23 protein-coding genes and 1 tRNA gene are annotated in these 22,825 nt (G+C 71.9%); 10 read left to right on the top strand and 14 right to left on the bottom strand.

Going from position 1 to position 22,825, the window contains the following annotated elements:
* The 4 genes from ACZ7IF_RS24430 to ACZ7IF_RS24415 form a co-directional block, all read right to left on the bottom strand.
* Complete coding sequence (locus ACZ7IF_RS24430; RefSeq protein WP_470974896.1) at positions 1-915, bottom strand: bifunctional MaoC family dehydratase N-terminal/OB-fold nucleic acid binding domain-containing protein; 915 nt, start codon at positions 913-915, stop codon at positions 1-3.
* Entirely contained in the window at positions 912-2,063 is a 1,152-nt protein-coding gene (locus ACZ7IF_RS24425) for an acyl-CoA dehydrogenase family protein (RefSeq protein ID WP_470975049.1), read from the bottom strand. The genes ACZ7IF_RS24430 and ACZ7IF_RS24425 overlap by 4 nt, the downstream gene beginning before the upstream one ends.
* Positions 2,064-2,243: 180 nt before the next feature.
* Entirely contained in the window at positions 2,244-2,555 is a 312-nt protein-coding gene (locus ACZ7IF_RS24420) for a hypothetical protein (RefSeq protein ID WP_470974893.1), read from the bottom strand.
* Positions 2,556-3,029: 474 nt separating this feature from the next.
* Positions 3,030-3,425 (bottom strand): DUF6344 domain-containing protein, encoded by a 396-nt coding sequence (locus ACZ7IF_RS24415; protein ID WP_470974890.1) that lies wholly within the window; start codon positions 3,423-3,425, stop codon positions 3,030-3,032.
* Between the two features lie 305 nt (positions 3,426-3,730).
* On the opposite strand from ACZ7IF_RS24415, the gene ACZ7IF_RS24410 reads away from it, so the two are divergent.
* Positions 3,731-4,261: a hypothetical protein gene (locus ACZ7IF_RS24410; protein ID WP_470974887.1), complete on the top strand. Its 531-nt coding sequence runs from the start codon at positions 3,731-3,733 to the stop codon at positions 4,259-4,261.
* A 128-nt stretch (positions 4,262-4,389) separates the two neighbouring features.
* Here ACZ7IF_RS24410 and ACZ7IF_RS24405 read toward each other — a convergent pair whose 3' ends face one another.
* From ACZ7IF_RS24405 to ACZ7IF_RS24375, 7 genes are all read right to left on the bottom strand, one after another.
* Entirely contained in the window at positions 4,390-4,959 is a 570-nt protein-coding gene (locus ACZ7IF_RS24405; protein ID WP_470974884.1) for an RICIN domain-containing protein, read from the bottom strand.
* A 326-nt stretch (positions 4,960-5,285) separates the two neighbouring features.
* Positions 5,286-5,372: transfer RNA gene (locus ACZ7IF_RS24400), tRNA-Ser, on the bottom strand.
* Positions 5,373-5,432: 60 nt separating this feature from the next.
* The gene (locus ACZ7IF_RS24395; protein WP_470974881.1) at positions 5,433-6,380 is read right to left on the bottom strand and encodes a trypsin-like serine peptidase; all 948 of its coding nucleotides are present in this window, start codon (positions 6,378-6,380) and stop codon (positions 5,433-5,435) included.
* A gap of 189 nt (positions 6,381-6,569) precedes the next feature.
* Positions 6,570-7,616, bottom strand: a complete 1,047-nt coding sequence (locus tag ACZ7IF_RS24390; protein WP_470974878.1) for a YeiH family protein — start codon at positions 7,614-7,616, stop codon at positions 6,570-6,572.
* Positions 7,616-8,164, bottom strand: a complete 549-nt coding sequence (locus tag ACZ7IF_RS24385; protein WP_470974875.1) for a cysteine dioxygenase family protein — start codon at positions 8,162-8,164, stop codon at positions 7,616-7,618. Before ACZ7IF_RS24385 ends, ACZ7IF_RS24390 begins: the two co-directional genes overlap by 1 nt.
* A gap of 100 nt (positions 8,165-8,264) precedes the next feature.
* The gene (locus tag ACZ7IF_RS24380) at positions 8,265-9,170 is read right to left on the bottom strand and encodes a LysR family transcriptional regulator (protein WP_470974872.1); all 906 of its coding nucleotides are present in this window, start codon (positions 9,168-9,170) and stop codon (positions 8,265-8,267) included.
* A gap of 116 nt (positions 9,171-9,286) precedes the next feature.
* Complete coding sequence (locus ACZ7IF_RS24375; protein ID WP_470974869.1) at positions 9,287-10,897, bottom strand: S1C family serine protease; 1,611 nt, start codon at positions 10,895-10,897, stop codon at positions 9,287-9,289.
* Between the two features lie 290 nt (positions 10,898-11,187).
* On the opposite strand from ACZ7IF_RS24375, the gene ACZ7IF_RS24370 reads away from it, so the two are divergent.
* The 3 genes from ACZ7IF_RS24370 (at position 11,188) to ACZ7IF_RS24360 (ending at position 13,829) form a co-directional block, all read left to right on the top strand.
* A complete protein-coding gene (locus ACZ7IF_RS24370; protein ID WP_470974866.1) occupies positions 11,188-11,988 on the top strand; it encodes a glycerophosphodiester phosphodiesterase in 801 nt (266 codons plus the stop codon).
* Positions 11,989-12,126: 138 nt separating this feature from the next.
* Positions 12,127-12,687, top strand: coding sequence for an ATP-binding protein (locus tag ACZ7IF_RS24365; RefSeq protein ID WP_470975046.1), 561 nt, complete (start codon positions 12,127-12,129; stop codon positions 12,685-12,687).
* A 167-nt stretch (positions 12,688-12,854) separates the two neighbouring features.
* Positions 12,855-13,829: a DUF5926 family protein gene (locus ACZ7IF_RS24360; RefSeq protein ID WP_470974863.1), complete on the top strand. Its 975-nt coding sequence runs from the start codon at positions 12,855-12,857 to the stop codon at positions 13,827-13,829.
* A 181-nt stretch (positions 13,830-14,010) separates the two neighbouring features.
* Here the strand turns inward: ACZ7IF_RS24360 and ACZ7IF_RS24355 are convergent, their stop codons facing one another.
* Both ACZ7IF_RS24355 and ACZ7IF_RS24350 read right to left on the bottom strand, forming a co-directional pair.
* Complete coding sequence (locus tag ACZ7IF_RS24355; protein WP_470974861.1) at positions 14,011-14,571, bottom strand: hypothetical protein; 561 nt, start codon at positions 14,569-14,571, stop codon at positions 14,011-14,013.
* Between the two features lie 119 nt (positions 14,572-14,690).
* The gene (locus ACZ7IF_RS24350; protein WP_470974858.1) at positions 14,691-15,419 is read right to left on the bottom strand and encodes a bifunctional DNA primase/polymerase; all 729 of its coding nucleotides are present in this window, start codon (positions 15,417-15,419) and stop codon (positions 14,691-14,693) included.
* A 423-nt stretch (positions 15,420-15,842) separates the two neighbouring features.
* Between ACZ7IF_RS24350 and ACZ7IF_RS24345 the strand changes: the two genes are divergently transcribed.
* Positions 15,843-17,441, top strand: a complete 1,599-nt coding sequence (locus tag ACZ7IF_RS24345; RefSeq protein WP_470974855.1) for a PP2C family protein-serine/threonine phosphatase — start codon at positions 15,843-15,845, stop codon at positions 17,439-17,441.
* 142 nt (positions 17,442-17,583) lie between these two features.
* Positions 17,584-19,050 carry an aminopeptidase P family protein gene (locus ACZ7IF_RS24340; RefSeq protein ID WP_470974853.1) on the top strand — a complete coding sequence of 489 codons (1,467 nt, stop codon included), beginning with the start codon at positions 17,584-17,586 and terminating at the stop codon, positions 19,048-19,050.
* Between the two features lie 60 nt (positions 19,051-19,110).
* Here ACZ7IF_RS24340 and ACZ7IF_RS24335 read toward each other — a convergent pair whose 3' ends face one another.
* Positions 19,111-19,602: an ATP-binding protein gene (locus ACZ7IF_RS24335; RefSeq protein ID WP_470974850.1), complete on the bottom strand. Its 492-nt coding sequence runs from the start codon at positions 19,600-19,602 to the stop codon at positions 19,111-19,113.
* A 346-nt stretch (positions 19,603-19,948) separates the two neighbouring features.
* Between ACZ7IF_RS24335 and ACZ7IF_RS24330 the strand changes: the two genes are divergently transcribed.
* The 4 genes from ACZ7IF_RS24330 to ACZ7IF_RS24315 all read left to right on the top strand — a co-directional run bounded on the left by ACZ7IF_RS24330 (position 19,949) and on the right by ACZ7IF_RS24315 (position 22,817).
* The gene (locus ACZ7IF_RS24330; protein ID WP_470974847.1) at positions 19,949-20,764 is read left to right on the top strand and encodes a hypothetical protein; all 816 of its coding nucleotides are present in this window, start codon (positions 19,949-19,951) and stop codon (positions 20,762-20,764) included.
* A gap of 110 nt (positions 20,765-20,874) precedes the next feature.
* Positions 20,875-21,618 (top strand): YcnI family copper-binding membrane protein, encoded by a 744-nt coding sequence (locus ACZ7IF_RS24325; RefSeq protein WP_470974844.1) that lies wholly within the window; start codon positions 20,875-20,877, stop codon positions 21,616-21,618.
* 78 nt (positions 21,619-21,696) lie between these two features.
* Complete coding sequence (locus ACZ7IF_RS24320; RefSeq protein ID WP_470974841.1) at positions 21,697-22,350, top strand: SCO family protein; 654 nt, start codon at positions 21,697-21,699, stop codon at positions 22,348-22,350.
* Positions 22,347-22,817, top strand: coding sequence for a copper chaperone PCu(A)C (locus ACZ7IF_RS24315; protein WP_470974839.1), 471 nt, complete (start codon positions 22,347-22,349; stop codon positions 22,815-22,817). The genes ACZ7IF_RS24320 and ACZ7IF_RS24315 overlap by 4 nt, the downstream gene beginning before the upstream one ends.
* Positions 22,818-22,825 lie beyond the last annotated feature (8 nt).

Here is a 22,825-nt window from a genome sequence, read left to right as displayed (position 1 = left end):
TCAGCCCGCCTCCCCTCGGAAGACGGGGAGTTCGAGGGTGTCGTCGACGCGCAGGAACTCCAGCCGGACGGGCATGCCGATGCGGACCTTGTCGTAGGGGACTCCGGTGATGTCGCTGATCATCCGGACGCCCTCGGCCAGCTCTACCAGGGCCACCGCGTACGGAGGGTCGAAGGCGGGGAAGGGCGGGTGGTGCATGACGACGTACGAGAAGACCGTGCCGGCGCCGCTCGCCTCGACGGTGTCCCAGTCGGGGGAGGAGCAGGCGTTGCAGCCGGGCAGCCAGGGGAAGCGCAGGGTCGCGCAGGCCGTGCAGCGCTGGATCAGCAGCCTGTGCTCGCGGACCCCGTCCCAGAACCCCTGGTTGTCGCGGTTGATCACCGGGCGGGGCCGGGGCGGGGCCTGCGGGGCCGGATCCGGCCGGGCGGCGGGGGCGTACTTCAGGATGCGGAAGCGGTGGGTGCCGGCGGGTTCGCCGTTCGCCCGGACGTCCATGCGGGTCGTGACGAAGTGCCCGGTGCCCAGCTTGGTCGTCTTGCGCGGCGAGACCGACTCGATCACGGCGTCGAAGCTCACCCGGTCGCCCGGGCGCAGCGGGCGCAGGTACTCCTGCTCGCAGTCGGTGGCGACCACGGAGGTGCAGCCCGCGCCGTCGAGGAGCGCGAACAGCTCGTCGTAGGCGGAGGAACGGTCGGTGTGGCCGGAGAGGCCGCCCATCGTCCAGGCCTGGAGCATGGTGGGCGGGGCGATGGCGTCCGGTCCGGTGTAGGCGGGGTTGGTGTCGCCCATCGCCTCGCACCAGTGGCGGATCATCGGCTCGTTGACCGCGTCCTTGGCCCGGCCCGCGGTGGCTGCGGGCCGCCCCTCGAAGGCCTTGAGCCTCTCGTGGAACGGGTCGCTCTCCCCGGCGGTCATCGCTTCCTCCCCTTCATCCCGAGCCGCATCATGGCGACGATCTCCCGTTGGACCTCGCTGACCCCGCCGCCGAAGGTGTTGATCTGGGCGGCCCGGTTCATCCGCTCCAGCTCGCCGCCGGCGAAGGCCTCCGGACCGCGCACGAGGGCCTCCTCGCCCACCGCCTCCTGGCAGATCCGGTAGACCTCGACGGTGGACTCGGTGCCGAGGAACTTCACTCCGCTGGCGTCGCCGGGGGCCAGGGTGCCCGCTCCCACGTCCTGGACGAGGCGCCAGTTGAGGAGGCGTACGGCGGCCAGCCGGGCGTGGGCCTCGGCGAGCCGGGACCGCACCCAGGGGTGGTCGGCCGGGCGCTCGCCGGTGGCGGGGTCGGGGGTGCGGGCGTGGCTCAGGGCCCGCTCGTAGAAGTCCTCGGCCTGCATGCCGATGGCCGCCAGGGCGACGCGTTCGTGGTTGAGCTGGTTGGTGATCAGGCCCCAGCCGCCGTGTTCGGGGCCGACGAGGTTGCCCTCGGGGACCCGGATGGCGTCGTAGTACGTCGCGGTGGTGGTGAGGCCGCCGACGGTGTCGATCGGGGTCCAGGCGAAGCCGGGGCTGTCGGTGGGCACCAGGATGATCGAGATGCCCTTGTGCTTGGGGGCCTGCGGGTCGGTGCGGCAGGCCAGCCAGATCCAGTCTGCGTTCTGGGCGTTCGAGGTGAAGACCTTCTGTCCGTCGACCACCCAGTCCCCGCCGTCGCGGACGGCCCTGGTGCGCAGCGAGGCCAGGTCGGTGCCGGCCTCGGGCTCCGAGTAGCCGATGGCGAAGACGGTCTCGCCGCGGAGGATCCGGGGCAGGAAGTAGTCCTTCTGGCGCTGGGTGCCGTACTTCATGAGGGTGGGGCCGACGGTGTTGAGGGTGACCATGGAGACGGGGGCGCCGGCCCGGTAGGCCTCGTCGAAGAAGACGAACTGCTCGTCGGGGCCCCGGCCCTGGCCTCCGTACTCGACGGGCCAGCCGAGTCCGAGCAGGCCGTCGGCGCCGATCCGGCGCAGCAGTGCGCGCTGTGCGGCCGGGTCCTCGGGGACCCCGTCGGGGAGCAGGTTGCGGAAGTACTCGCGCAGTTCGGCGCGCAGTCGCGCCTGGCCTTCGGACGGGGCGAGGTGCACGGCGCTGGCCTCCCGGCATCGCATCGGACGAGTGAAACTGACTGTCCGTCAGATTCACTGTGGATGTCAAGGTCGGGCGAGCGGGGGACCGGACATGCGGAAGGGCGCCCGTACGACCGGACCCCAGCCGGTCCGGTCGTACGGGCGCCCTCAACGGTCAAGCGGCCCCGGGGGCGCCGCCTACCACCAGGGGAAGAAGTTCACCGCGACGTTGGAGTTGGCCTGGTGGATCGCCGTGTACGCGGAGCCGTTGACCTGCGCGGTGTTGTTCTGGTTCGACGCTCCGGAGCCGGTGGCCACCTGCTGCGAGGTGGAGGAATTGCCGCTGTTGCCGCCGTTCACACCGCTGCCGACGATGCTCGCGACGCTCGCATTCGATCCGTCGTTCGCGAAGGAGCCGTTGTCGGCCGCGGCCACCCCGCTGAAGACGGCGACGGCGAGGGGGAGCGAGGCGACGGCGGCGATGACGCGGGCGGTACGGATGCTTGCCATGTCTGATTTTCCTCCAGGAAACCGAAGTCGGGTGTACTCCAAGGCAGTTGGCCGACCGCCTCGGTCGTTCGTGCTGCTGACGACGTCGCGAGACCAGAGTTGCCCACCGAATCCCCGGCGAACCACCCCGCAGCCTGCCATTCCCCCGCAAGCATGACCAACTGCGGATAAACCCCGTTCACGCCCCGGCCGCCCCACGCGGCGCACCCGCATCGCGCGAAGTCCTGCGCACGCAAGAGGCGAATCGTTCCGCCAAACCCGCCCGACCCGGACATGCCGAAAAGGGCCGCACCGTCCGGGAACCCCACCGTCTCCCGGCCCTGCGACCCTGCGGTACCAAGCTTCACGCCCCCCGCACGCCCCGGACGAACGCCGGTGCGACCCCCTGTGCCCCATCCCCGGGGGCACTGCGCGGCGCGCCTGCGCCGCATCCTGCCGTTCCTGCTGCTGGTGCCGGTGCTGCTCGCGCTCCCGTTACGCGGCGAGGGCGAGCCGGTCCTGATCCGCACCGGGGGTGAGGGACGCAGTTGCGAGGGCCGCATCGGGGGCGAGGGCCGCAGTGGCGAGTGCCGTATCGGGGGCGAGGGCCGCGGCGGTGGTCGAGCGCCGGACGGACGGGGCCTTGCCGTGCGCCTCGGCCCGGATCCGCTGCTTGATCGTCGGCGGGAGCGACCCGCCCCGCATCATCGCCCGCCAGGTCCGCCGCGCCACCACGGCCGGCCGGCGACGCACCGCGGGAGCCACCGGGGCGGCGACCGCCTCACCCGCGGCCACCGGGGCCGCCTTCCCACCGAGGCCGAGGGCGGCCAGGAGCGCCACGAGCGCGGCGAGGAGGGTGGTCCAGATCGAGGTGATGCTGCGGTGGGTCATGACGGGCCCCTCATTTCGCGATGTTCCGACGGGCGGATCTGCATACATTCGTCATGATGTGGCCGCAACCGCACGACCCCCGCCACGCGCGCCGATCTTCCGACAAACACCACCCGGAAGGCCCAGGGCCCCTGAACGCCGCCCGCACCGGGGCCCTCGCCCGGGCGCCGGGCGCCAGGGCACGCGGAAGGGGCGCCCCGGAATCGGGACGCCCCTTCGGGTCAGCGAGTGCGCTGAGGTGTGGCGGTGGGTGTGGGATTTGAACCCACGGCGACTCGCGCCACGACGGTTTTCAAGAGAGTGCTGTGGGAAGCGTCTCTGCCGTCACTGACCTGCTCGTTTCCCGATTGCCCGGCTCCTCGCCGCCCGCGGCGGTCCACACCTGGTCCACGGGCAGTGGGCAGCAGCCTCGGACCGCCTTCCGCGTCTCCGCCCTTCCGAGCGGCGCCGTCAGGCCAGACGACCTCGACCGGCAGTCCGTTCGCCCGGGCCTCCGCCACGGTGTCGGCGGTGCCGCCGAGGACGGCCGCCTCTTCCGCGCCGCACGTGGCGGCGGCCGGCCGAGCAAGGAGTACGGCGACCTCTGGAAGGACGCGCGCCTCGCGGTCCTCATCCCACACGAGATCAAGACCCCTCTTGCTGAGGTCCCGTACAGCCTCCGCGCCGCTGGCGTCTCCCTCTGGCTGGACTCCGGGGTCTCCCCGGCTGAAGTCGCCCGCCGCGCCGGTCACAGCATCGCCGCGCTGTTCCGCTTCTACGCGAAGGCCGTCCGCCGCAACCAGCACCACGCGAACCAGCAGATCGAACAGGCCCTCGAACAGGCCGACGACCAGTAGATCACCGATCAGTTCAAGGGGCGTCCCATCACGGGACGCCCCTTTGGCGTGCCTTCATTCGTGCAGGTCAAGAACCATATGCCCCGTGGAGCACACGGTTCGGGGATCGACCCTGTCTCGGCTGCCGCCTACCACCAGGACTGGTTGTTGGGCCCGGTCTGCCACAGGCGGTCGTCGCTCGGGTAGGAGTAGTCCAGGCGGACGGTGTCCCACTGGTCGCCGTTGGTGTTCTGAAGGGCCATGGCGACGTTCACGTTCTTCAGTGGGCGCCAGACCCACCAGCGCTCCGGGTTGCCGCCCTTGGTCTCCAGGCGCAGGCTCCACTTCTGCTGGTCCGAGCCATCGCAGGCCCGTACCACGATGCGGTTCCCGCGGGCCGGGTTGGTCGACTCGGGTTCCATGCACCGGTTCGCGGCACGGTTGCGCAAGGTCGCCGTCCACAGCTGGTTGGTGCTGTCGTAGGTGCCTTCCCAGTCCCATGCCTCCGTGATGTAGCTGTCCCAGCGGGTACCGCGGAGCGCGATCACCTCCGCCCCTTCCGCGGTACTGTCCCCGCCCAGCGCCAGGCGGCTGCCGTGCATCTTGTTCACCAGGTCCTGGTTGATGAGCGAATCCGCCGACGCCGGTGAGGCGCCGGCCAACACGATTGGGACCGCCGCACACACGGCGGCGAGCAGCGAGAACCTGCGCTTGCGCATGACTTGTCGTCCTTTTGGAGAGTGGGGCAGGGCAGCGGGGCAATGCCACCTCGGCCCGGGAACGGCTGGGACGCTTCCACACACCCCTGCGCAACTTCTCCCGGCACGCCCGAACAGGAATCGCAGAAACGATCCCCTGTACGCACAACAGCCCTGCCAGCAGGACGTCTGCCTACTCCGCCCGCTGCGGACCATGGTCCACGCCTGGTCCACACACCGTGATCCAAAGCGACACACGGGCGGATCGGGGTGAGACAGGACCCCATGACGAAGGGGTGCCCCTGGTCGGGACACCCCTTCTGATCAGCACGTTGTCTGACCTGGTGCGGTGGGTGTGGGATTTGAACCCACGGTGACATCGCTGCCACGACGGTTTTCAAGACCGTTCCCTTAGGCCGCTCGGGCAACCCACCTGGCCGGTACAGAGTACCGGGATGTGGGGGTGGGTGGGGTTGGAGTTTCCGTCGGCCGGGTCAGGAGGTCTGGGCCTTGTCGTAGGCCGCCTTGGCCTCGTTGCCGAAGTAGGGGCCGAACATGGTGTTGGGCAGGAAGTTGTAGCCGAAGCTGTTCACCGAGACCTGGGTACCGAGGCCCGTGGACTCGTTGAAGTCCTGGAACCAGGGGCCGCCGCTGGAGCCGCCCGTCATGTTGCAGGCCATGCTGTGGTCCTTGGTCAGCAGGAAGTCCTTGCCCGTGCTGGCGCTGCAGTAGACGAGCTTGGTGCCGTCGTACGGAGCCGCCGCGGGGAAGCCGAAGGAGTACATCCGCTTGTTGTAGCCGCCGTTGAACAGCAGGCCCTGGGCACCGACGACCTGGCTGAGCTTCTGGCCGTTCAGCGGGGCGACGACGGCGAGCCCCACGTCCGTGTTCATGTCCTCGCTCGCCGCCCACTGGTCGGTGGCGAAGGTCTTGACCGCCGGCCACTGGCCGTACGGGGCGTTGCCGTTGTCGTACGCGGGCACGAAGATCCAGTTGGTGTGCCAGGTGCCCTGGTACTTCACGCAGTGGCCGGCCGTGATGACGGTGCTGCCGTTCTGGCTGGTGACCGAGTCGCCCGAGCAGGAGGCGGTGCGGCCCTGGAAGGTGAAGAACACCCGGCCCGAGGTCTTCACCACGGCCCCGCCGCCCGTCCAGGCGCCGCCCGCCTGCGGGAACGCCATGACGGAAGTGGGGGAGGTCGGGGGCACCCGGGTGGGGAGGGCCGCCTTCGCGGGCGCCGTGCGCGCGCCCCCCGGGGTCGCCTCCAGGTCGAGCGGGGTGGCCTGGCGCATCCGCTCCGCGGTCCAGAAGCCGGGGGTCTGCCGGGGCCGGAACGAGGAGGGCGACTCGGCCGCCGCCGAGGGGGAGGCCGCCGTCAGGGCCCCCGCGAGCAGGGCGCCCGCGGCCAGGAGGACGGACACCGCCGTGCGATGACGATTCACGCAGGACTCCTTCTGCCGTGCCCGTGCCGGAGTGACCCGGGCAGGGGTGGGGGTGAAGAGCTGTCGGTGCGGATCGGCTGTTCGGCTTGCGGGGGCAGAGTCGCACGGGGGCCCGGAGATGTCAGGGGGCAGTCCGGACGTTCGGTCGGTTCCGGCCAGGAAATGGCCAACTCGCCTTGTGTCTAACCGTCATGTGGTCACGAGCACACCCGCGTAGGAGACCCCCGCCACCACCACCCAGGCTCCGAGCCCGAGCAGTGCGGCGCGGCCGCCGGTGCGGGCCAGGGTCGGCAGGTGGACCGCGCTGCCCAGCCCGAACAGGGCCGCCGCCAGCAGGGCCTCCTGCGCCGTGTGCGCCCAGTCCAGCGCCACGCCGGGCAGCAGGCCGGTGGCGCGCAGGGCGGCCGCCGCCAGGAACCCTGCGACGAAGAGCGGCACCGGAGCCGGACGCCGCCCCGAGGAGGTGCGTACGCCGCGCCGCCGGGCCCGCATCGAGAGGGCCACCGCCGCCACCAGGGGGGCCAGCAGGGCCACCCGCATCAGCTTGACCAGCACCGCCTCACCGAGGGCTCCGGGGCCCGCGGTCTGGGCGGTCGCCACCACCTGGCCCACGTCGTGGACACTCGCCCCCACCCACCGCCCGAAGGCCGGGTCCGAGAGCGCCAACGGGCCCTGGAGGAGCGGGAGTACCGCGATGGCCAGCGTCCCGCACAGGGTGACCAGCGCCACCGAGGCGGCCACGTCCTCCTCGTCACTGCCGGAAACCTCGCTCACCGCGCCGATGGCCGAGGCCCCGCAGATCGAGTACCCGGTGGCGATGAGCAGGGGCTGGTCCCCCGGGAGCCCGAGGCGGCGGCCCAGCCAGACCGTGCCGAAGAAGGTGGCCGCGACCACGGCGCACACCATCGCCACCGTCGCCCAGCCCAGCCGGAGCACCTGGTCCAGCCCGAGGCCGAGGCCCAGCAGGACGATGCCGATCCGCATCAGCCGCCGCCCGGCCAGCGACAGGCCCGGGCGGGCCGGCCCGCGTACGACGGTCCGTACGCCGGGAAGGTGGGCCACGGCGATCCCGAGCACCACCGAGGCGGTCAGCATCGGCACGCCGGGCACGAGCCGGTGCACGCCCCATGCCACCAGCGCGCCGGCGGCAGCCATCCCCAACCCGGGCCAAGGGGTGGGTGTTTCACGTGAAACATGGCGGACCGCCTCGCTCTGGGGGCGGTGGAGGAGGGCCATCAGTCGACGGGGAGCGTGTAGACGCGGCGGATGCTGCTGCCCAGGCGGGAGACGTCGGCCCCGTAGACGTGGACCGATATCGCCTTGCCGGTACAGGAGTTGCGGACCTTGTGGATGTCCCCGGGCGGCGCGAAACCGCAGACCTCGCCCTGGGCGTTCACCACGTCCTCGGTGGCCACGAGGCGGGCGGCGTCCGCGCCGGGAGCGAGCCGGTAGCGGCGCTCGCTCTCCTCGCCCTGGTGCACACCGGCCACGCACCACGAAACGTGGTCGTGGATGCAGGTCTCCTGGCCGGGCATCCAGACCAGGGCCACGATGGAGAAGCTCCCGTCGGGCTCCGCGTGCAGGATGTGCTGCCGGTAGTGCTCCGGGTCGCCCTCCTGCTGCTCCGCGGTCAGCAGGTCGGCCGCGCCCAGGTGCGGGGCGAGCCGCTCCCCGACCAGGTAGGAGGTCAGGTCGGGGGCCAGGCCCCGGTCCACGACGCTGCGGATCTCGGTGACGAGGGCGGCCATCCTCGTGGTCGTACGGGCCGGCGTGGTGGTGGTCATACAAGCAGCGTCCGTCGGCGCATCCATCACGTCCAACGACAGTTATGACCTGAAATCCCAAGCAGCGCTTATGGATCGAGGACCGCGAAGAGCTGCCGGATCAGCAGCCCACACGGTTCGACGCGACCTTCTTCAGCTCGTCCAGCACCACCGCCGTCGCCGGGATCCGCAGGTGGTCCCGGTAGACGTAGGCGGCGATGTGGCGGCGGGCGGCGGGCTCCAGCGCCCGCCCGCAGACCCGGCTGAGGGAGAGCGAGGGCAGCACCAGAGCGGGCATCATCGCCACGCCCAGCCCCTGCGCGACCAGGCTCTGCACCACCAGGTTGTCGTCGGTCGCGAAGCGGATGTCGGGTACGAAGCCCAGTTCCGCGCACTCGTGCAGCAGGTTCGCCCGGCAACGCGGACAACCCGCGATCCACCGCTCCTCGGCGAGGTCGGCGAGGTGCACGGCGCGGCGCCGGGCCAGCGGATGGCCGGTCGGCAGCAGCACCGTGAGCTGGTCCTCCAGCAGCCTGACCTCGGCGACTTCCTCCGGGATCTCCTCGTGCAGGCCCGGGTAGGTGAAGGCGAGGGTGATGTCGCACTCGCCGCGCTGGAGCCTGCGCAGGGACTCCGGCGGCTCGCCCTCCAGCAGCTCGACCTGGACTCCGGGATGGTCCTTGGCCAGACCGCTGAGGGCTTCCGGGACGAGCGTGACATTGGCGCTGGGGAATCCGCAGACCCGTACGCGCCCGGTGCGCAGCCGCGTGTACGCCTTCAGCTGGGCCTCGGCGGCGGAGAGGCTCCCGAGGATGGACTCGGCGTGCCTGGCCAGGGACTCACCGGCCTCGGTGAGCTTCATACGGCGGCCGACGCGGGTGAACAGCGGTGTGCCGACGGCGCGTTCGAGCGCCTTCATCTGCTGGGTGATCGCGGGCTGGGTGTAGCCCAGGACGCGTGCGGCCGCCGAGTACGAACCCGCTGCGACCACTTCATGGAATGTCCGTATGTGCCGTGAATCGAACACGAGCGAAGCATAAGCAGATATTGGGAGGGGCCGTAGGCGGAATCCCGCCCACGGCCCCTTCCATCAAGCCACTGTCGAGCGCCTGTTCACCACTGCGCCCGCGGCCCGGCCCGCCGCTACTTGTCGCCGACGCGCGAGCCGAGCGTGATGTCGACCGTGGTCGGCTTGCCCGCGCGCAGGTAGGTCATCTTCACCGTGTCGCCCGGCTTGTACGTCCAGATCAGGCTGATCAGGGTCGGGCCGCTGTCGACCTGCTTGCCGCCGAACTCGGTGATGATGTCGCCGGGCTTGAGGCCCGCCTTGCCGGCCGGGCCGTTGGGGTCGACCAGCTCGTTGGCGGGGGCTCCCTGCTCGGAGATCTTGGCGCCGTTCGTCTTGGCCTGGAGGTCAACGGAGACGGAGATCACCGGGTAGACCGGCTTGCCCGTCTTGATCAGGGACTCCGCCACGTTCTTGGCCTGGTTGATCGGGATGGCGAAGCCGAGGCCGATGGAGCCGGCCTGACCGCCGCCGAAGCCGCCGCCTCCGCCCGCGGACTGGATGGCCGAGTTGATGCCGATGACAGCGCCGCGGCCGTCGAGCAGCGGGCCGCCGGAGTTGCCCGGGTTGATGGAGGCGTCCGTCTGCAGGGCGCTCATGTACGAGTTCTTGCCGCCGGAGCCGTCGCCGGAGGCCACCGGGCGGTTCTTGGCGCTGACGATGCCGGTGGTGACCGTGTTGGACAGGCCGAAGGGGGCGCCGATCGCGATGGTCGGGTCGCCGACCGCGACCTTGTCGGAGTCGCCCAGCGGCAGCGGCTTGAGGCCCGCGGGCGGGTTCTTCAGCTTGATCACGGCGACGTCGTAGCCCTGGGCCCGGCCCATCACCTCGGCCTCGTACTTCTTGCCGTCGGAGAAGGTCGCGGAGAGCTTGCCGCCGTTCGCGGCGGAGGCCACCACGTGGTTGTTGGTGAGGATGTGGCCCTCTTGGTCGTAGACGAAGCCGGTGCCGGTGCCGCCCTCGCCGTCCCCGGCCGAGGCCTCGATGGTGACGACGCTGGGCAGGGCGTTCGCGGCGAGGCCCGCGACGGAGCCGGCGTCGCGCTTGAGGTCCTTAGGGGTGTTGCCCGCGGTGATGGTGGTGGAGCCGAAGCCGCCGCTGCTGTTGCGCTCGGCCGCCCAGTAGCCGACGCCGCCGCCGACGCCGCCCGCGAGCAGGGCCGCCACCAGGACGGCCGCGATCATGCCGCCCCTGCCCTTCGGCTTGGGCGGCGGGGTGCCGTCGGTGGTGAGGGGGGCGCCCCAAGCGCCACCGCCGTGGCCGCCCTGGCCGCCGTACGCGGGAACCGCGGGAGGAGGCGGGGGCCACGCCTCGGCGCCGTACGCCGTCTGCGCGGCGGGGGCCGGGGGCTGAGCCGGGTTCTGGGCGTGGGCCTGCGTCTGGCCGTAGCCGTAGGCCGGGGGCGCGGCGGGCGGCGCCGCCGGGGCGGGGGGCAGCTGCTGGGTCTGCTCGGCGGCCGGGGCGGACGCCGGGGCCGGGGCCGGCGCGGCCGGTGCCCCGGGCTCGCCGGGCGCGTACCCCTGATCCGCCGGCGCCGCGGCGGGCCCAGCGGAAGCGGCGGGCGCGACGGGCCCAGCCGGAGCGGCCGGCGCCTTCGCCAGGTCGGGGGTGGAGGCGGCCGGCGCGGGGGGTACGGACGGGGCCGCGGGGGGCGTCGGGGCCGCGGTGCCCTCGTTCTCGGTGCTCACAGCGCTCTCTCCTCGTCACACACGGCTTACAGGCTTACACGGCTGCACAGGCTCTGGGCGTCTCAGGTACTGGGCATATCGGGCGAAACCGGCCCGACACCCACCTGGCATCGGTCCGACTGAACGTTCGAGGTGCCGTACAAGTTCCAGGGCGAAGCCTTTCCCATGACCCGTCAGGGCACTGTAAGCCGGACCTGTGCATCTCCCCCCATCCTTTATATCCGACATATCAGACGCACCCACAGGACTCACCCCGACGCGCCAGGCCTCCTCGGTGGCACCATGACCGGGTGACCCACGCATCGCCGAGCCCCATCCAGGTCGTCGCCCACCGCGGCGCCTCGGAGGACGCCCCCGAGCACACCCTGGCCGCGTACCGGAAAGCCATCGAGGACGGCGCCGACGCCCTCGAATGCGACATCCGGCTGACCGCCGACGGACACCTGGTCCTGGTCCACGACCGCCGCGTGAACCGCACCTCGAACGGCCGCGGCGCGGTCTCCGCCCTGGAGCTCGCCGATCTCGCCGCCCTCGACTTCGGCTCCTGGAAGGACCGCGAGGAGTCCCCCGACTGGGACGCGGACCCCGAGCGCACCTCCGTACTCACCCTGGAACGGCTGCTGGAACTGGTGTCCGACGCCGGCCGGCCCGTCCAGCTCGCGATCGAGACGAAGCACCCCACCCGCTGGGCCGGACAGGTGGAGGAGCGCCTCCTCTTCCTCCTCAAGCGCTTCGGACTGGACGCCCCGCCCGCCCGGGGCCCGCATCCGGTCCGGGTCATGAGCTTCTCCGCCCGCTCCCTGCACCGGGTCCGGGCGGCCGCGCCGACGGTCCCGACCGTGTACCTGATGCAGTTCATCTCCCCCCGGATGCGCGACGGGCGGCTGCCCGCGGGGGTCCGGATCGCCGGGCCCGCCATGCGGATCGTGCGCAACCACCCCGGCTTCATCCGCAAGCTCCAGGCCGCCGGGCACTCCGTACACGTATGGACGGTGAACGCTCCCGAAGATGTTCAGCTATGCGCTGATCTGGGTGTAGAAGCGATCATCACGAACAGGCCACGTCAGGTTCTGTCACAACTCGGACGCTGACGTCCCCTTTTGCCCACCCGTCACGCACGCCCCGTGCGTGACAGGGAGTGCACCGGCGCATCCGCTCCGCATCCGCCGGTCACGAATGCGTCAGGACGGTGTCAGAGGGCCTCGTCATGGCGGTTTCCGGTCCAGGCCATTGGGGCATCCAGACCATGGCGTGGGGCTAAGGAGGTTCCGGGGGTGGCGTTGGTGATGGCACAGGAAGTGCCCACGTCGTCTTGCATGGACATACGCCATGGTCCTGCGGGCGTGGGCGAGGCAAGGCGCCGGATGCGCGAACAGCTGCGCATGAGCGGCCTGTCCGAATCGGTCGTGGACGATGCCGTACTGATCCTTTCCGAACTGCTCAGCAATGCCTGCCGCCACGGCCGGCCGCTGGGCCGGCATGAGATCGGAGACGGGGAGATACGCGCCGCGTGGCGCGTCGACACCGCGGGGCGACTGACGGTCGAGGTCACGGACGGCGGCGGCCCCACCCGCCCGATCCCGGCCACGCCCTCGGTCACCGCGCACGGCGGGCGGGGGCTGAACATCATCAGCGCCCTGGCCCAGGACTGGGGTGTCCGGGACGGAGCGGCGGGTGAGGTCACCGTCTGGGTGATCGTCGCCCGGGGGCCCCGGCACGAGGATTTCGCTACGCGCGTCACCGCCCCGGCGATGGACTTCGCATCGGCCTTCGACGACCTGGATCCGTGAAGCGGGTCCGACCGCACGACCAGTAGCACCGGCCATCCGCACAGGCGGCCGTCCGGGAGCGCACGCCGACCGTGCTCCCGGCCGCACCCCACCGGTTCCGGCGGTACGAACGGCTAGGCTCGCGCCCAGAGACACCGCCGTACCGCCGCAACCGGGAGACACCCACGATGGCCAAGAAGCGCCCCGCCGCGAAGACCGCGAAGCCCCAGCTCGAGAACGGGGAGATCCCGGTCGTCGGCGCGCGCGAGCCCTGCCCCTGCGGTTCCGGGCGCCGCTACAAGGCCTGCCACGGCGCGGCCGCCTCGCACGCCGCGACCGAGCACGTGCGGCGCCCGTTCGAGGGACTGCCGGGTGAGTGCGACTGGGTGGCGCTGCGCGAGCTCGTCCCCGCGGCCACCATCCCGCTGACCCTCAAGGGCGCCCTGCCCGAGGGCGTCCCGTCCGTCACGCTGGTGACCGTACTGCCCATGGCCTGGCCGGCCCTGCGGCGCGAGGACGGCTCGGTCCTGCTCGCCCTCCAGAACGACTCGACCACCGGCGACCTGGCCCGCGACATGGCCGACACCCTGGAGCGCGCGCTCGTCGCCGAGCCCGGCACTCCGGTCCCGGCCCGCCGGGTGCCGGCCGAGGGTCCCCGACTTCAGGATCTCCTCGACCTGGACGGCGTTTTCGAGCCGGTTGTGCACACGGGCTTCGAATTCTGGATTCCGGAGGCGGAAAACGCCCAGAACGCCTCCCCGGAGATCGCCGCCTCGCTGGAACGCGCCAACGCCGCCGCCATCCCGACCGTCAAGCTGACGGGCGTGGACGCGGCCTACTGGTGCGAGACCCCGGACAAGAACCACCTGCGCTGGGTCATGCCGCACCCCGAGGAGAAGCTGCTCGACGCCCTCGCGCGGCTGCACGCGGCGGGCACGTCCTCCCTCGGTGAGGGCACCAAGCTCGTCGGTTCCTTCCGCGCCCACGGCCTCGTGGTCCCGGTCTGGGACCTGCCGACCGGGGTCTCCGCGGAGGACGTGGAGAAGCCCGCCGCCGAGTTCGCGGAGCGGCTGGCCGCGGCCCTGTCCGCCGAGGCCCCGCTGACCGCCGAGGAGCGCCGGGCGCGCGGTGGCCTCACCAACCGCCAGATCACGCTCAGCTGACGGACGGACACGCACGGGTCCGGTGACTGGGGTCACAACTCCCGCTAATCGCCTGCAAATCGATGTCTGAATATCAGAGATCGAATTTGCGAACAGGCGATCTCTTGTTACCGTTCTTGTAGCCCGGTCGCTGGTGCATCCCCCGTCGCCAGCGACCGGGCCCTTGTCTTTCCGGTGGCGCTCAACCTTCGCCCGGGCCCGGTGAGTTGCTCCCGGACCGCAGGAGCAGTCGCCCTTCCTCATCCGGAACTGCAAACTCCGCTACGGCCGAGTAGTCCTGCGGCGCCCCCGCCGAATCACCCCGGGGCGTCTCGCAGAGCCCCGGCTCGTCCCCCGCGCCCACCGCACAGCGGATCTGCACCGTCCGGCCGGCCGGCCCCATCACGGTCAGTACGGCGTCCAGCGCGCGCCCGCTGGTGTTGCGGTAGTAGCTGCGGCCCCAGGTCTGCCCCGCGCTCTCCAGGACGCACGTCTGCGCCTCCAGCCCTTGCGGGGCGGAGAGTTCGGGTCCGCACCGGGAGTCGGTACGCGGCTGTTCGGCCGGTCCCGGCCCCGCGGGCGCCGCGGCGGACCGCGCCCCGCCGGGCGCACCGGAAGCGTGGGAAAGGCCCAGCGAGGAGAGCAGCCCCCCGCCTTTTCCGTCACCCTGACCGGCGAAATCCGGCCCGGCGATCGCTCCGGCCAGGGGAAGCGACAAGATGATCAGCACACCGGCGCCGATACCGATCAGGCGGAGATTCATTCGCCGAAGATAGCGACGCGGGAAAGGGGCGCGGAGATCCCCGCGCCCAATTCCCTTGGAAACCCGTCGCGCTGGCACCCGTACGAGTGATGCGGCGGCCCTCTGCCGCCGCCTGACGTTCAGTACGCGAGCCGGCTGCCGCCGCCCGGCGCACCACTGCTCGCCTCGACGAGCGCGTCCACGACCGTCTCGACCTCCGGCAGCCACAGCCCGTCGGGCCCGGGCCCGGCCGCGGGCTCCCGCTCCCAGCGGACCTGCCCGCCACCGCTGGCCGTGGACGGCGGCAGCAGCAGGTAGCCGCCCTCGCCGTGGAAGCGCAGCGAGGAGGGCACGTGGTCCTTCGCGTAGAGGAGTTCGCCGAGCCGCTCCAGCGAGTACGGAGCCACCAGCAGGGACCACCGGGTGGGGGTGGCGACGACCGGGCCGAGCCGCATGCCCTGCGCGTCCAGGCGCCCGACGGCACGCGCGGCAGCACCGGCCGGCAGGCTCACCGCGCACGGCGCCTTCCCGCCGGTGGCCAGCAGCACCGGGGCGGCGGGCCGCCGTGCCCACCACCAGGCCACCATCCGGGCGTCGGTCGTGGCGGCGAGCAGCCCGGGGTCGAAGGGATGCGCGCCGGGCACCACGCAGTCGGGGTCGGGGCAGGCACACCGCGCACTGTCGGCGCCGGCCCGGCCGACGCCCGGGAGTACGGGCCAGTTCCAGACGCCGGCGCAGGTCAGCGCCCCGTCGAGAAGGGAAGCGGCCGCCGCGCCGTCCGCACCCGCCACGGCCGGGCGGGAGGCGGCCCGCGGGAATTTCAAGCGATCGCGGAGCCGCTGGAGACGCCTTCCGAGGATCTCGCGCATGAGCGCTCGTTCCTTTCCGTTGAACGTCGAAGGGCCACATCACACCATGTATCCGGTGTTTCACCACACGTACACGTTTCGCGTCACTGTCCGCCAGAAGCAGGTTCACACGGTTCGTGCAGTTTTCTTACGGGTCCGTCAAACGTCCGGCGGGGACCCGGAGCGAGCGGTCCGGGCGACCCGCGCCGGTCTCGAAACCGGCTGCCGCCGCTAAGGACGGCCACCCGCGCCGGGTGGTTCCCCGGCGGTGCGCGGGAGGGCGTCAACTGACCCCGGGCACCATCGATTACGTACCCGGAGCCCCTGGAGCGCCTGTCCAGTCGATCGCAAAAACCGTCTGCATGGCACTTTTTCCGGCCAAGTTTTAGCCCCGGCTGGACAGTGAGTTGCCGTCCCACGGACACCAGTATTCCCGCCTGGGCAATGCTGGACATCGCTCCTCGTGTGCGTGTAGATGTGGATCCATTGATGGCGGCGCAGCACGATCTGGGGGTTTGCGATGCTATATGGCGAATCGCACCAGGTGGAAAGGCGGACGCCATGAGCGCCCCGCATCTGCCGAAAGTGGCTGGAATCGATCCAGTGGTTACAGCGTCAGCGCACACTGCGGCGCCCGCGCACGGCTCCACTTCCGCGACGTCCACGTCCACGGCCGCGCCGGGACCTTCTGCCGGCTCCACCCGGACCGCCCCCGCCCAGGGCGCGTCACCCGCGGCGAGCAGCGTCATCCAGGACCGGCTGGCGGGCATGGTCTCCGACCTCACCACCCTCCACGAGCTCACCGAGCGCCTCGCGCGGACCGGCGACCTCGACTCTTCCCTCCAGGAGTTCCTGCGCGCCGGAGCCGCGCTCGTCGGCGCACGCCGCGGACTGGTGGTCCTGGAGCCCTCCGACGGCCTCGGCCCCGCCACCACCATCGGCCTGGGGCTCGGCCGCGCGGACCTCGGGCACATCGAGACGGTGCCGCGCAGCGCCACCTCTTACGGCCGCATCCTCGACGGGCTCCCCGACGCCCACGGCGGCTCCGAGGTGCTGCCCGAGCCGGGCGCGGCGGCGGTCGCCGGCTCCGGCGGCCACGAGCCCCCCGTCGACCCGCGCCACCGGGAGGTCGCGGCGCGGCTCGGTTACGCCGCCAGCTACGCGCTCCCGGTGACCGCCGACGCCACCGGCCGGCTCGGGGCCGCCGTCTGGCTGTACGACGAGCAGGCCGAGCCGAGCGACCGCCAGCGCGACCTGGTCGGGCTGTACGTCCGGCACGCCGCCGAGCACCTGGCCCGGATGGTGGAGGTCACGCGCTCGCGCGACCGGCTGGCCACCATCGCCGAGGAACTGCTGCCCAGCCGGCTGCCCCGGATCCCCGGGGTCCAGCTCGCCGCCCGGCACCGCACGGGGCCGCGCGGCGGCGGCGACTGGTACGACGCGCTGCCGCTGCCCGAGGGCGCCATGGGGCTGGCCGTCGGATCGGTCACCGGCTCCGGCCCGAGCGCCGTCGCCGCGATGGGGCGGCTGCGGGCCTCGCTGCGCGCGTACGCCGTGATGGAGGGGGAGGACCCCGTCGCGGTCCTGTCCGACCTGGAGCTGCTGCTGCGCCTGACCGAGCCCGCGCGCTCGGCGACCGCGCTCTTCGCGTACTGCGAGCCCGCCGCCCGCAAGATCATCCTGGCCGGCGCGGGACACACGCCGCCGCTGCTCATCGGCGAGCGCCGGACCGAGTACGTGGAGACCTCCCTCTCCGCTCCGCTGGGGATGCTGGCGTGCTGGGAGGCTCCGAGCGTGGAGATCGAGCCCGCGCCCGGAGAAACGGTGCTTCTCTACACCGACGGGCTGCTGCGCCGCACCGGCGACCCCATGGACCGGGCCTACGCCCGGCTGCACGCGGCCGCCGCGGGGGTTCCGCGCGCCGCGCGGGAGGACCCGGCGGCCATCTGCGAGCACATCCTGAAGACGGTGCTCCCGCCGGAGGGCCCCGGCGCGGGCGAGGAGTCCGAGGACGTCGTACTGCTCGCGGCCCGGTTCGACTGAGGCCCGCTCCCCTGGGCCGCCACGGAAGCATGCGCCCGGTTTGACTGATATGTCACAGGTCGAGCCGGGGGCCTTCCCTTCGCACATACGATGGACGGGGTCCGCACCCGGTCCTTGCATGTCGTAGAGCTGAGGAGAAGACGTGGCTGACGAGCTCACCCCGGAGACCCCGGAAGAAGAGCAGCCCCAGAAGAAGCACAAGCAGCGCAAGAACGGGCTGTACCCGGGCGTCAGCGACGAACTCGCGGAGAACATGCGCACCGGCTGGGCCGACACCGAGCTGCACGGCCTGGAGCCCATCGCCCAGGCCGGCCACACCGCCGACCGCCGCGCCGCGCTGTCCGCGCGTTTCCCCGGCGAGCGCCTGGTCGTCCCGGCGGGCCGTCTGAAGACCCGCTCGAACGACACCGAATACCCCTTCCGCGCCTCGACCGAGTACGCGTACCTCACCGGCGACCAGACCGAGAACGGCGTCCTGGTCCTGGAGCCCACCGGGGAGAGCGGCCACCAGGCCACCATCTACCTGCTGCCCCGCTCCGACCGCGAGAACGGCGAGTTCTGGCTGTCCGGCCAGGGCGAGCTCTGGGTCGGCCGCCGGCACTCCCTCGCCGAGGCCGAGCAGCTCCTGGGCATCCCCGCCAAGGACGTGCGCCAGCTCCCCGAGGCCCTCACCGAGGCCACCGGCCCGGTGCGCGTCGTCCGCGCCCACGACTCCGTCATCGAGTCCGCCCTCACCGACAAGGTGACCAAGGAGCGCGACGAGGAGCTGCGCGTCTACCTCTCCGAGGCCCGCGCGGTGAAGGACGCCTTCGAGGTCGGCGAACTGCAGAAGGCCGTCGACTCCACCGTCCGCGGCTTCGAGGACGTCGTGAAGGTCCTCGACAAGGCCGAGGCCACCTCCGAGCGCTACATCGAGGGCACCTTCTTCCTGCGCGCCCGCGTCGAGGGCAACGACATCGGCTACGGCACCATCGCCGCCGCCGGCGCCCACGCCTGCACCCTGCACTGGGTCCGCAACGACGGCGCGGTCCGCTCCGGCGACCTGCTGCTGCTCGACGCCGGCGTGGAGACCGACTCCCTCTACACCGCCGACGTCACGCGCACGCTGCCGATCAACGGCACGTACAGCGACATCCAGCGCAAGATCTACGACGCGGTGTACGAGTCCCAGGAAGCCGGCATCGCCGCCGTCAAGCCGGGCGCCAAGTTCCGCGACTTCCACGACGCCTCGCAGCACGTCCTGGCGGAGAAGCTCGTCGAGTGGGGCCTGCTGGAGGGCCCGGTCGAGCGGGTCCTGGAGCTCGGGCTGCAGCGCCGCTGGACCCTGCACGGCACCGGCCACATGCTCGGCATGGACGTCCACGACTGCGCCGCCGCGCGCACCGAGGCGTACGTCGACGGCACGCTGGAGCCGGGCATGTGCCTGACCGTCGAGCCCGGTCTGTACTTCCAGGCCGACGACCTGACCGTGCCGGAGGAGTACCGCGGCATCGGCGTCCGGATCGAGGACGACATCCTCGTCACCGAGGACGGCAACAGGAACCTGTCGGCCGGGCTGCCCCGGACCTCGGTCGAGGTCGAGGCGTGGATGGCGCGGCTGAAGGGCTGACGCCGGCGCGTGAGCGTACGGACGGGCGGGAACCGGACGCGGTTCCCGCCCGCCGTCGTGCTACGACGCCTTCAGCAGCGCGCCGTCCCGCCACTTCAGCATCTTGTCGAAGCTCACCACGGCACCGCGGCCCGGCCGGTTGCGGAAGCGGACGTGGTCGGAGAGCTGCTCGATCAGGTGCAGGCCCCGGCCGTTCTCGGCGAGGCAGGAGCCGGCGGATCTGGGGCGGGCCACCGTCGAGGGCGGGAATCCCGGACCCGAGTCGGCCACCTCGATGCGGCAGCGGTCCCCGTCCAGATAGGCCGTGACGCGGTACGCCTCGGTCCCGTCCGCGGCGCCGCCGGCGGAGCTCCCGCCGGGGTCCGCGCCGGAACGGCCGGTGCGGCCGCCGTGCTCGACCGCGTTCGCGCAGGCCTCGCTCAGCGCGACCGACAGGTCGTGGCAGATGTCCGGGTCCACCCCCGCGGTCTCCATCGTCCCCAGCAGCAGCCGCCGGGCGAGCGGCACGCTCGCGGCTTCGCGCCTCAAGTGGAGAGACCACCAGATGCTCATACGGGTACCTATTGCCGCCCGCACCGGGCCGTAAGCCCCCGGCGGCCGGCACAGCCCTCATTCGGCCGATGTGCGTTTCCCGGGCGGCGGTGTATGCGGGGCGCGTGGCCGTCTTGTGCGGGGGTGCGGGACCGTCGGCAGACCCGGCGGGACCCGGGGCTCCGCCCCCGCCGGGGTCCCCTCACGGCCCCGTCAGCCCACCGTCAGGGCCCGGTCGGTACGGGGTGCGTGGCTGACGGCGGGCTGACCCGGTACGGACCGGTCGCCGGCCGGCGACCGGAACCCAAGGGTCCCTCCAGCACCTGCCGTAGGCAGGGCCCGGGCCCAGTGCGATGATTGCCCGGCCATGACTGCCACCCACACGACACGCGCCGGAGCAGGTCTCCGGATGACCCGGGCCGCGGTGTTCACCGCTGTCTGCGTCGTGCTGTCCGCAGCAGGCCACGCCGTGGCCTCCTGCGCGACCGTGCCGTGGTGGGCCCTGGCCCTGGCCTTCATAGCCGTCTTCGCGGTCGCGGCCCCCCTCGCGGGACGCCGGCGCCCGCTGCCCGGCATCGCCGCCGGACTGGCCGTCGGCCAGCTCGGGCTGCACACGCTGTTCGGCCTCGGCCAGCACGGCGCCGCCGCCGCGCAGGCACCTGCCGACGGCACGGACGCCTCCCTGGCGGCACTCGCCGCCCAACTGGTCTGCGGGGGCAACTCCGTACCGATGAGCGCGGCCGACGCCCGGCAGATCCTGGAGGCCGCCGGACTGGACCCGGCCGCCGTGGCCGCCCAGGCCGCCGCTCAGGGCCACATGGCCCACGCCCACCTGGCGGGGGGCACCGCGGCACCGGCGACCGGCCTGTTCAGCCCGGCCATGCTGATCGGCCACCTGCTGGCCGCGCTGGCGGCCGGCTGGCTGCTGGCCCGGGGCGACGCGGCGCTGTTCCGGCTCGTCGAACTGTCCCGGCTCTCCGCCGAAGCCGACCCCGTACGTCCGCTGCGCGCCGCGCTGGCCTTCGTACGCGCCCTCGCGGCCGGGCTCCCCGGCGCACCCGCGCGCGGCCCCCGGGCCCGCCGGAGCGCTGCCCCGCCCGCCGCCTCGACCGGCCGGGGCGCTCTGCAGCACACCGTGGTCCGGCGCGGTCCTCCGACGGCACCGCTGGTCCTCGCAGCCTGACGCGGCACCCCGCTCCCCGGAACACCCGGCGGGAGCACCGGTGCCGCGACCTCCGCGCGCGCCCGTGTGCGGAGCCGACGTCACCACTGCTTCCGTGGAGTGTTCCTGCCATGAAGACCTCTCGCGTCTCCCTCGCCGCCGCCCTCGCCGCCGGCACCGTCCTCGCCCTGTCCGGTACCGCCTTCGCGCACGTCAGCGTGCAGCCCGCCGGGGAGGCCGCCAAGGGCGGCTACGCGACGATCAACTTCAAGGTCCCCAACGAGCGGGACAACGCCTCGACCACCCAGCTCGAGGTCAACTTCCCGGCCGACCAGCCGCTCACGTCCGTCATGCCGCAGGAACTCCCCGGCTGGACGTCCACCGTCGAGAAGACCAAGCTCGACAAGCCGCTGACCGTGCACGGCAAGCAGATCAACGAGGTCGTCACCAAGGTGACCTGGACCGGCGGCAAGATCGAGCCCGGCAAGTTCCAGCAGTTCCCGGTCTCCGTCGGCAAGCTCCCCGAGAACGCCGACAAGATGGTCTTCAAGGCGATCCAGACGTACGACAACAACGAGGTCGTCCGCTGGATCGAGGAGCCCAAGGAAGGCGCTCCGGAGCCGCAGACCCCGGCGCCCGTGCTGAAGCTGACCGCCGCCAAGGGCGGGGACGACCACGGCGCCGCCGCCAAGCCGGCCGCCGACGGGGCCAAGAACGGCGACAAGAACGACAAGGGCGAGGAGAAGGGCGGGCACGACGAGGCCGCCAAGAGCGCCTCCGACACGACCGCCCGCACCCTCGGCATCGTGGGCATCGTCGTCGGTCTCGCCGGCGTCGCCTTCGGCATCACCTCGCGCCGCCGCGCCGCCAACTGACGCGACGGGCCCCGGCCCGCCGCTCCACCGTCGTACGCACGACATCCGCACCATCCCCGATCCCAGGGACATTTCCTCATGCGCACCACACGTGTGACGGTCGCCGCCCTCGCGGTGGCGACCGCGCTCGCCCTCACCGCCTGTGGCAGTGAGACGGCCAAGAACACCGGTTCGGTCACCCAGATCACGGGCCAGAAGAAGGCCGGATCCGCGACCGTACTCGACCGCCCCTTCGACAAGCCGGACCTCGTCCTCACGGACACCACCGGCAAGCCGTGGAACCTGCGCGAGCAGACCAAGGGACGGCCGACGCTCATCTACTTCGGCTACACCAACTGCCCCGACGTGTGCCCCCTGACGATGAGCAACATCGCCGTCGCCAAGAAGGCACTCCCCAAGGGGGACCAGGACAAGCTCCAGGTCGTCTTCGTCACCACGGACCCGGAGCGGGACACCCCCGACTCCCTCGGCGCGTGGCTCAGGGCCCAGGACCCGGCCTTCACCGGACTGACCGGGGACTTCGCCACCATCCAGGCCGCCGCCCGATCTCTCGGCATCGGTATCGAGGCCCCCAAGAAGGAGGCCGACGGCACCGTCGTCTCCATGCACGGGGCCCAGGTCATCGCGTTCTCGCCCAAGACCGACGAGGGCTACGTCCTCTACGGCGAGGGCACGACCGTCGACGACTACACCAAGGACCTGCCGAAGATCATCAAGGGAGAGAACCCGTGAACGCCCGCACCACCCGCACCATCGCCGCCGCCCTCTCCCTGACGGCAGCGCTCGCCATATCCGGCTGCTCCTCCGACGAAGCGGCCAAGCCGGAGATGACGGTCAGCGGGGCCTTCATGCCCCAGCCGGTCAACGACAAGATGGCCGGCGCTTTCATGGTCATCAAGAACGACTCGAAGACCGCCGACAAATTGCTCTCCGCCACCAGCCCACTCTCGGACGATCTGCAGATCCACGAGACCAAGGACCAGAAGATGCAGCAGGTCCAGTCGATGGACGTGCCCGCCAACGGCGAGCTCAAGCTCGAGCGCGGTGGCAACCACATCATGTTCATGGGGCTCAAGAGCACGCCCAAGGTCGGTGACAAGATCACCATCGAGCTGCGTTTCGAGAAGGCCGACCCGGTCAAGGTCGAGCTGGACGTCAAGGAACGGACGTACAACGCACAGAACTCCAATGCCCACTGACGGACCGA

This window comes from Streptomyces sp. NPDC037421 (assembly GCF_055602105.1).
Note: the sequence above shows the minus strand (reverse complement) of the source record. Positions and strands in the feature narration are given on the sequence as shown.

What these genes read in the sequence shown, in the direction of transcription:
- ACZ7IF_RS24430 (WP_470974896.1), bottom strand. Translation starts at nt 915, where the DNA reads ATGACCGCCGGGGAGAGCGACCCGTTCCACGAGAGGCTCAAGGCCTTC.
- ACZ7IF_RS24420 (WP_470974893.1), bottom strand. Translation starts at nt 2,555, where the DNA reads ATGGCAAGCATCCGTACCGCCCGCGTCATCGCCGCCGTCGCCTCGCTC.
- ACZ7IF_RS24415 (WP_470974890.1), bottom strand. Translation starts at nt 3,425, where the DNA reads ATGACCCACCGCAGCATCACCTCGATCTGGACCACCCTCCTCGCCGCG.
- ACZ7IF_RS24405 (WP_470974884.1), bottom strand. Translation starts at nt 4,959, where the DNA reads ATGCGCAAGCGCAGGTTCTCGCTGCTCGCCGCCGTGTGTGCGGCGGTC.
- ACZ7IF_RS24390 (WP_470974878.1), bottom strand. Translation starts at nt 7,616, where the DNA reads ATGGCCCTCCTCCACCGCCCCCAGAGCGAGGCGGTCCGCCATGTTTCA.
- ACZ7IF_RS24385 (WP_470974875.1), bottom strand. Translation starts at nt 8,164, where the DNA reads ATGACCACCACCACGCCGGCCCGTACGACCACGAGGATGGCCGCCCTC.
- ACZ7IF_RS24360 (WP_470974863.1), top strand. Translation starts at nt 12,855, where the DNA reads ATGGCCAAGAAGCGCCCCGCCGCGAAGACCGCGAAGCCCCAGCTCGAG.
- ACZ7IF_RS24355 (WP_470974861.1), bottom strand. Translation starts at nt 14,571, where the DNA reads ATGAATCTCCGCCTGATCGGTATCGGCGCCGGTGTGCTGATCATCTTG.
- ACZ7IF_RS24350 (WP_470974858.1), bottom strand. Translation starts at nt 15,419, where the DNA reads ATGCGCGAGATCCTCGGAAGGCGTCTCCAGCGGCTCCGCGATCGCTTG.
- ACZ7IF_RS24345 (WP_470974855.1), top strand. Translation starts at nt 15,843, where the DNA reads ATGCTGGACATCGCTCCTCGTGTGCGTGTAGATGTGGATCCATTGATG.
- ACZ7IF_RS24335 (WP_470974850.1), bottom strand. Translation starts at nt 19,602, where the DNA reads ATGAGCATCTGGTGGTCTCTCCACTTGAGGCGCGAAGCCGCGAGCGTG.
- ACZ7IF_RS24330 (WP_470974847.1), top strand. Translation starts at nt 19,949, where the DNA reads ATGACTGCCACCCACACGACACGCGCCGGAGCAGGTCTCCGGATGACC.
- ACZ7IF_RS24325 (WP_470974844.1), top strand. Translation starts at nt 20,875, where the DNA reads ATGAAGACCTCTCGCGTCTCCCTCGCCGCCGCCCTCGCCGCCGGCACC.
- ACZ7IF_RS24320 (WP_470974841.1), top strand. Translation starts at nt 21,697, where the DNA reads ATGCGCACCACACGTGTGACGGTCGCCGCCCTCGCGGTGGCGACCGCG.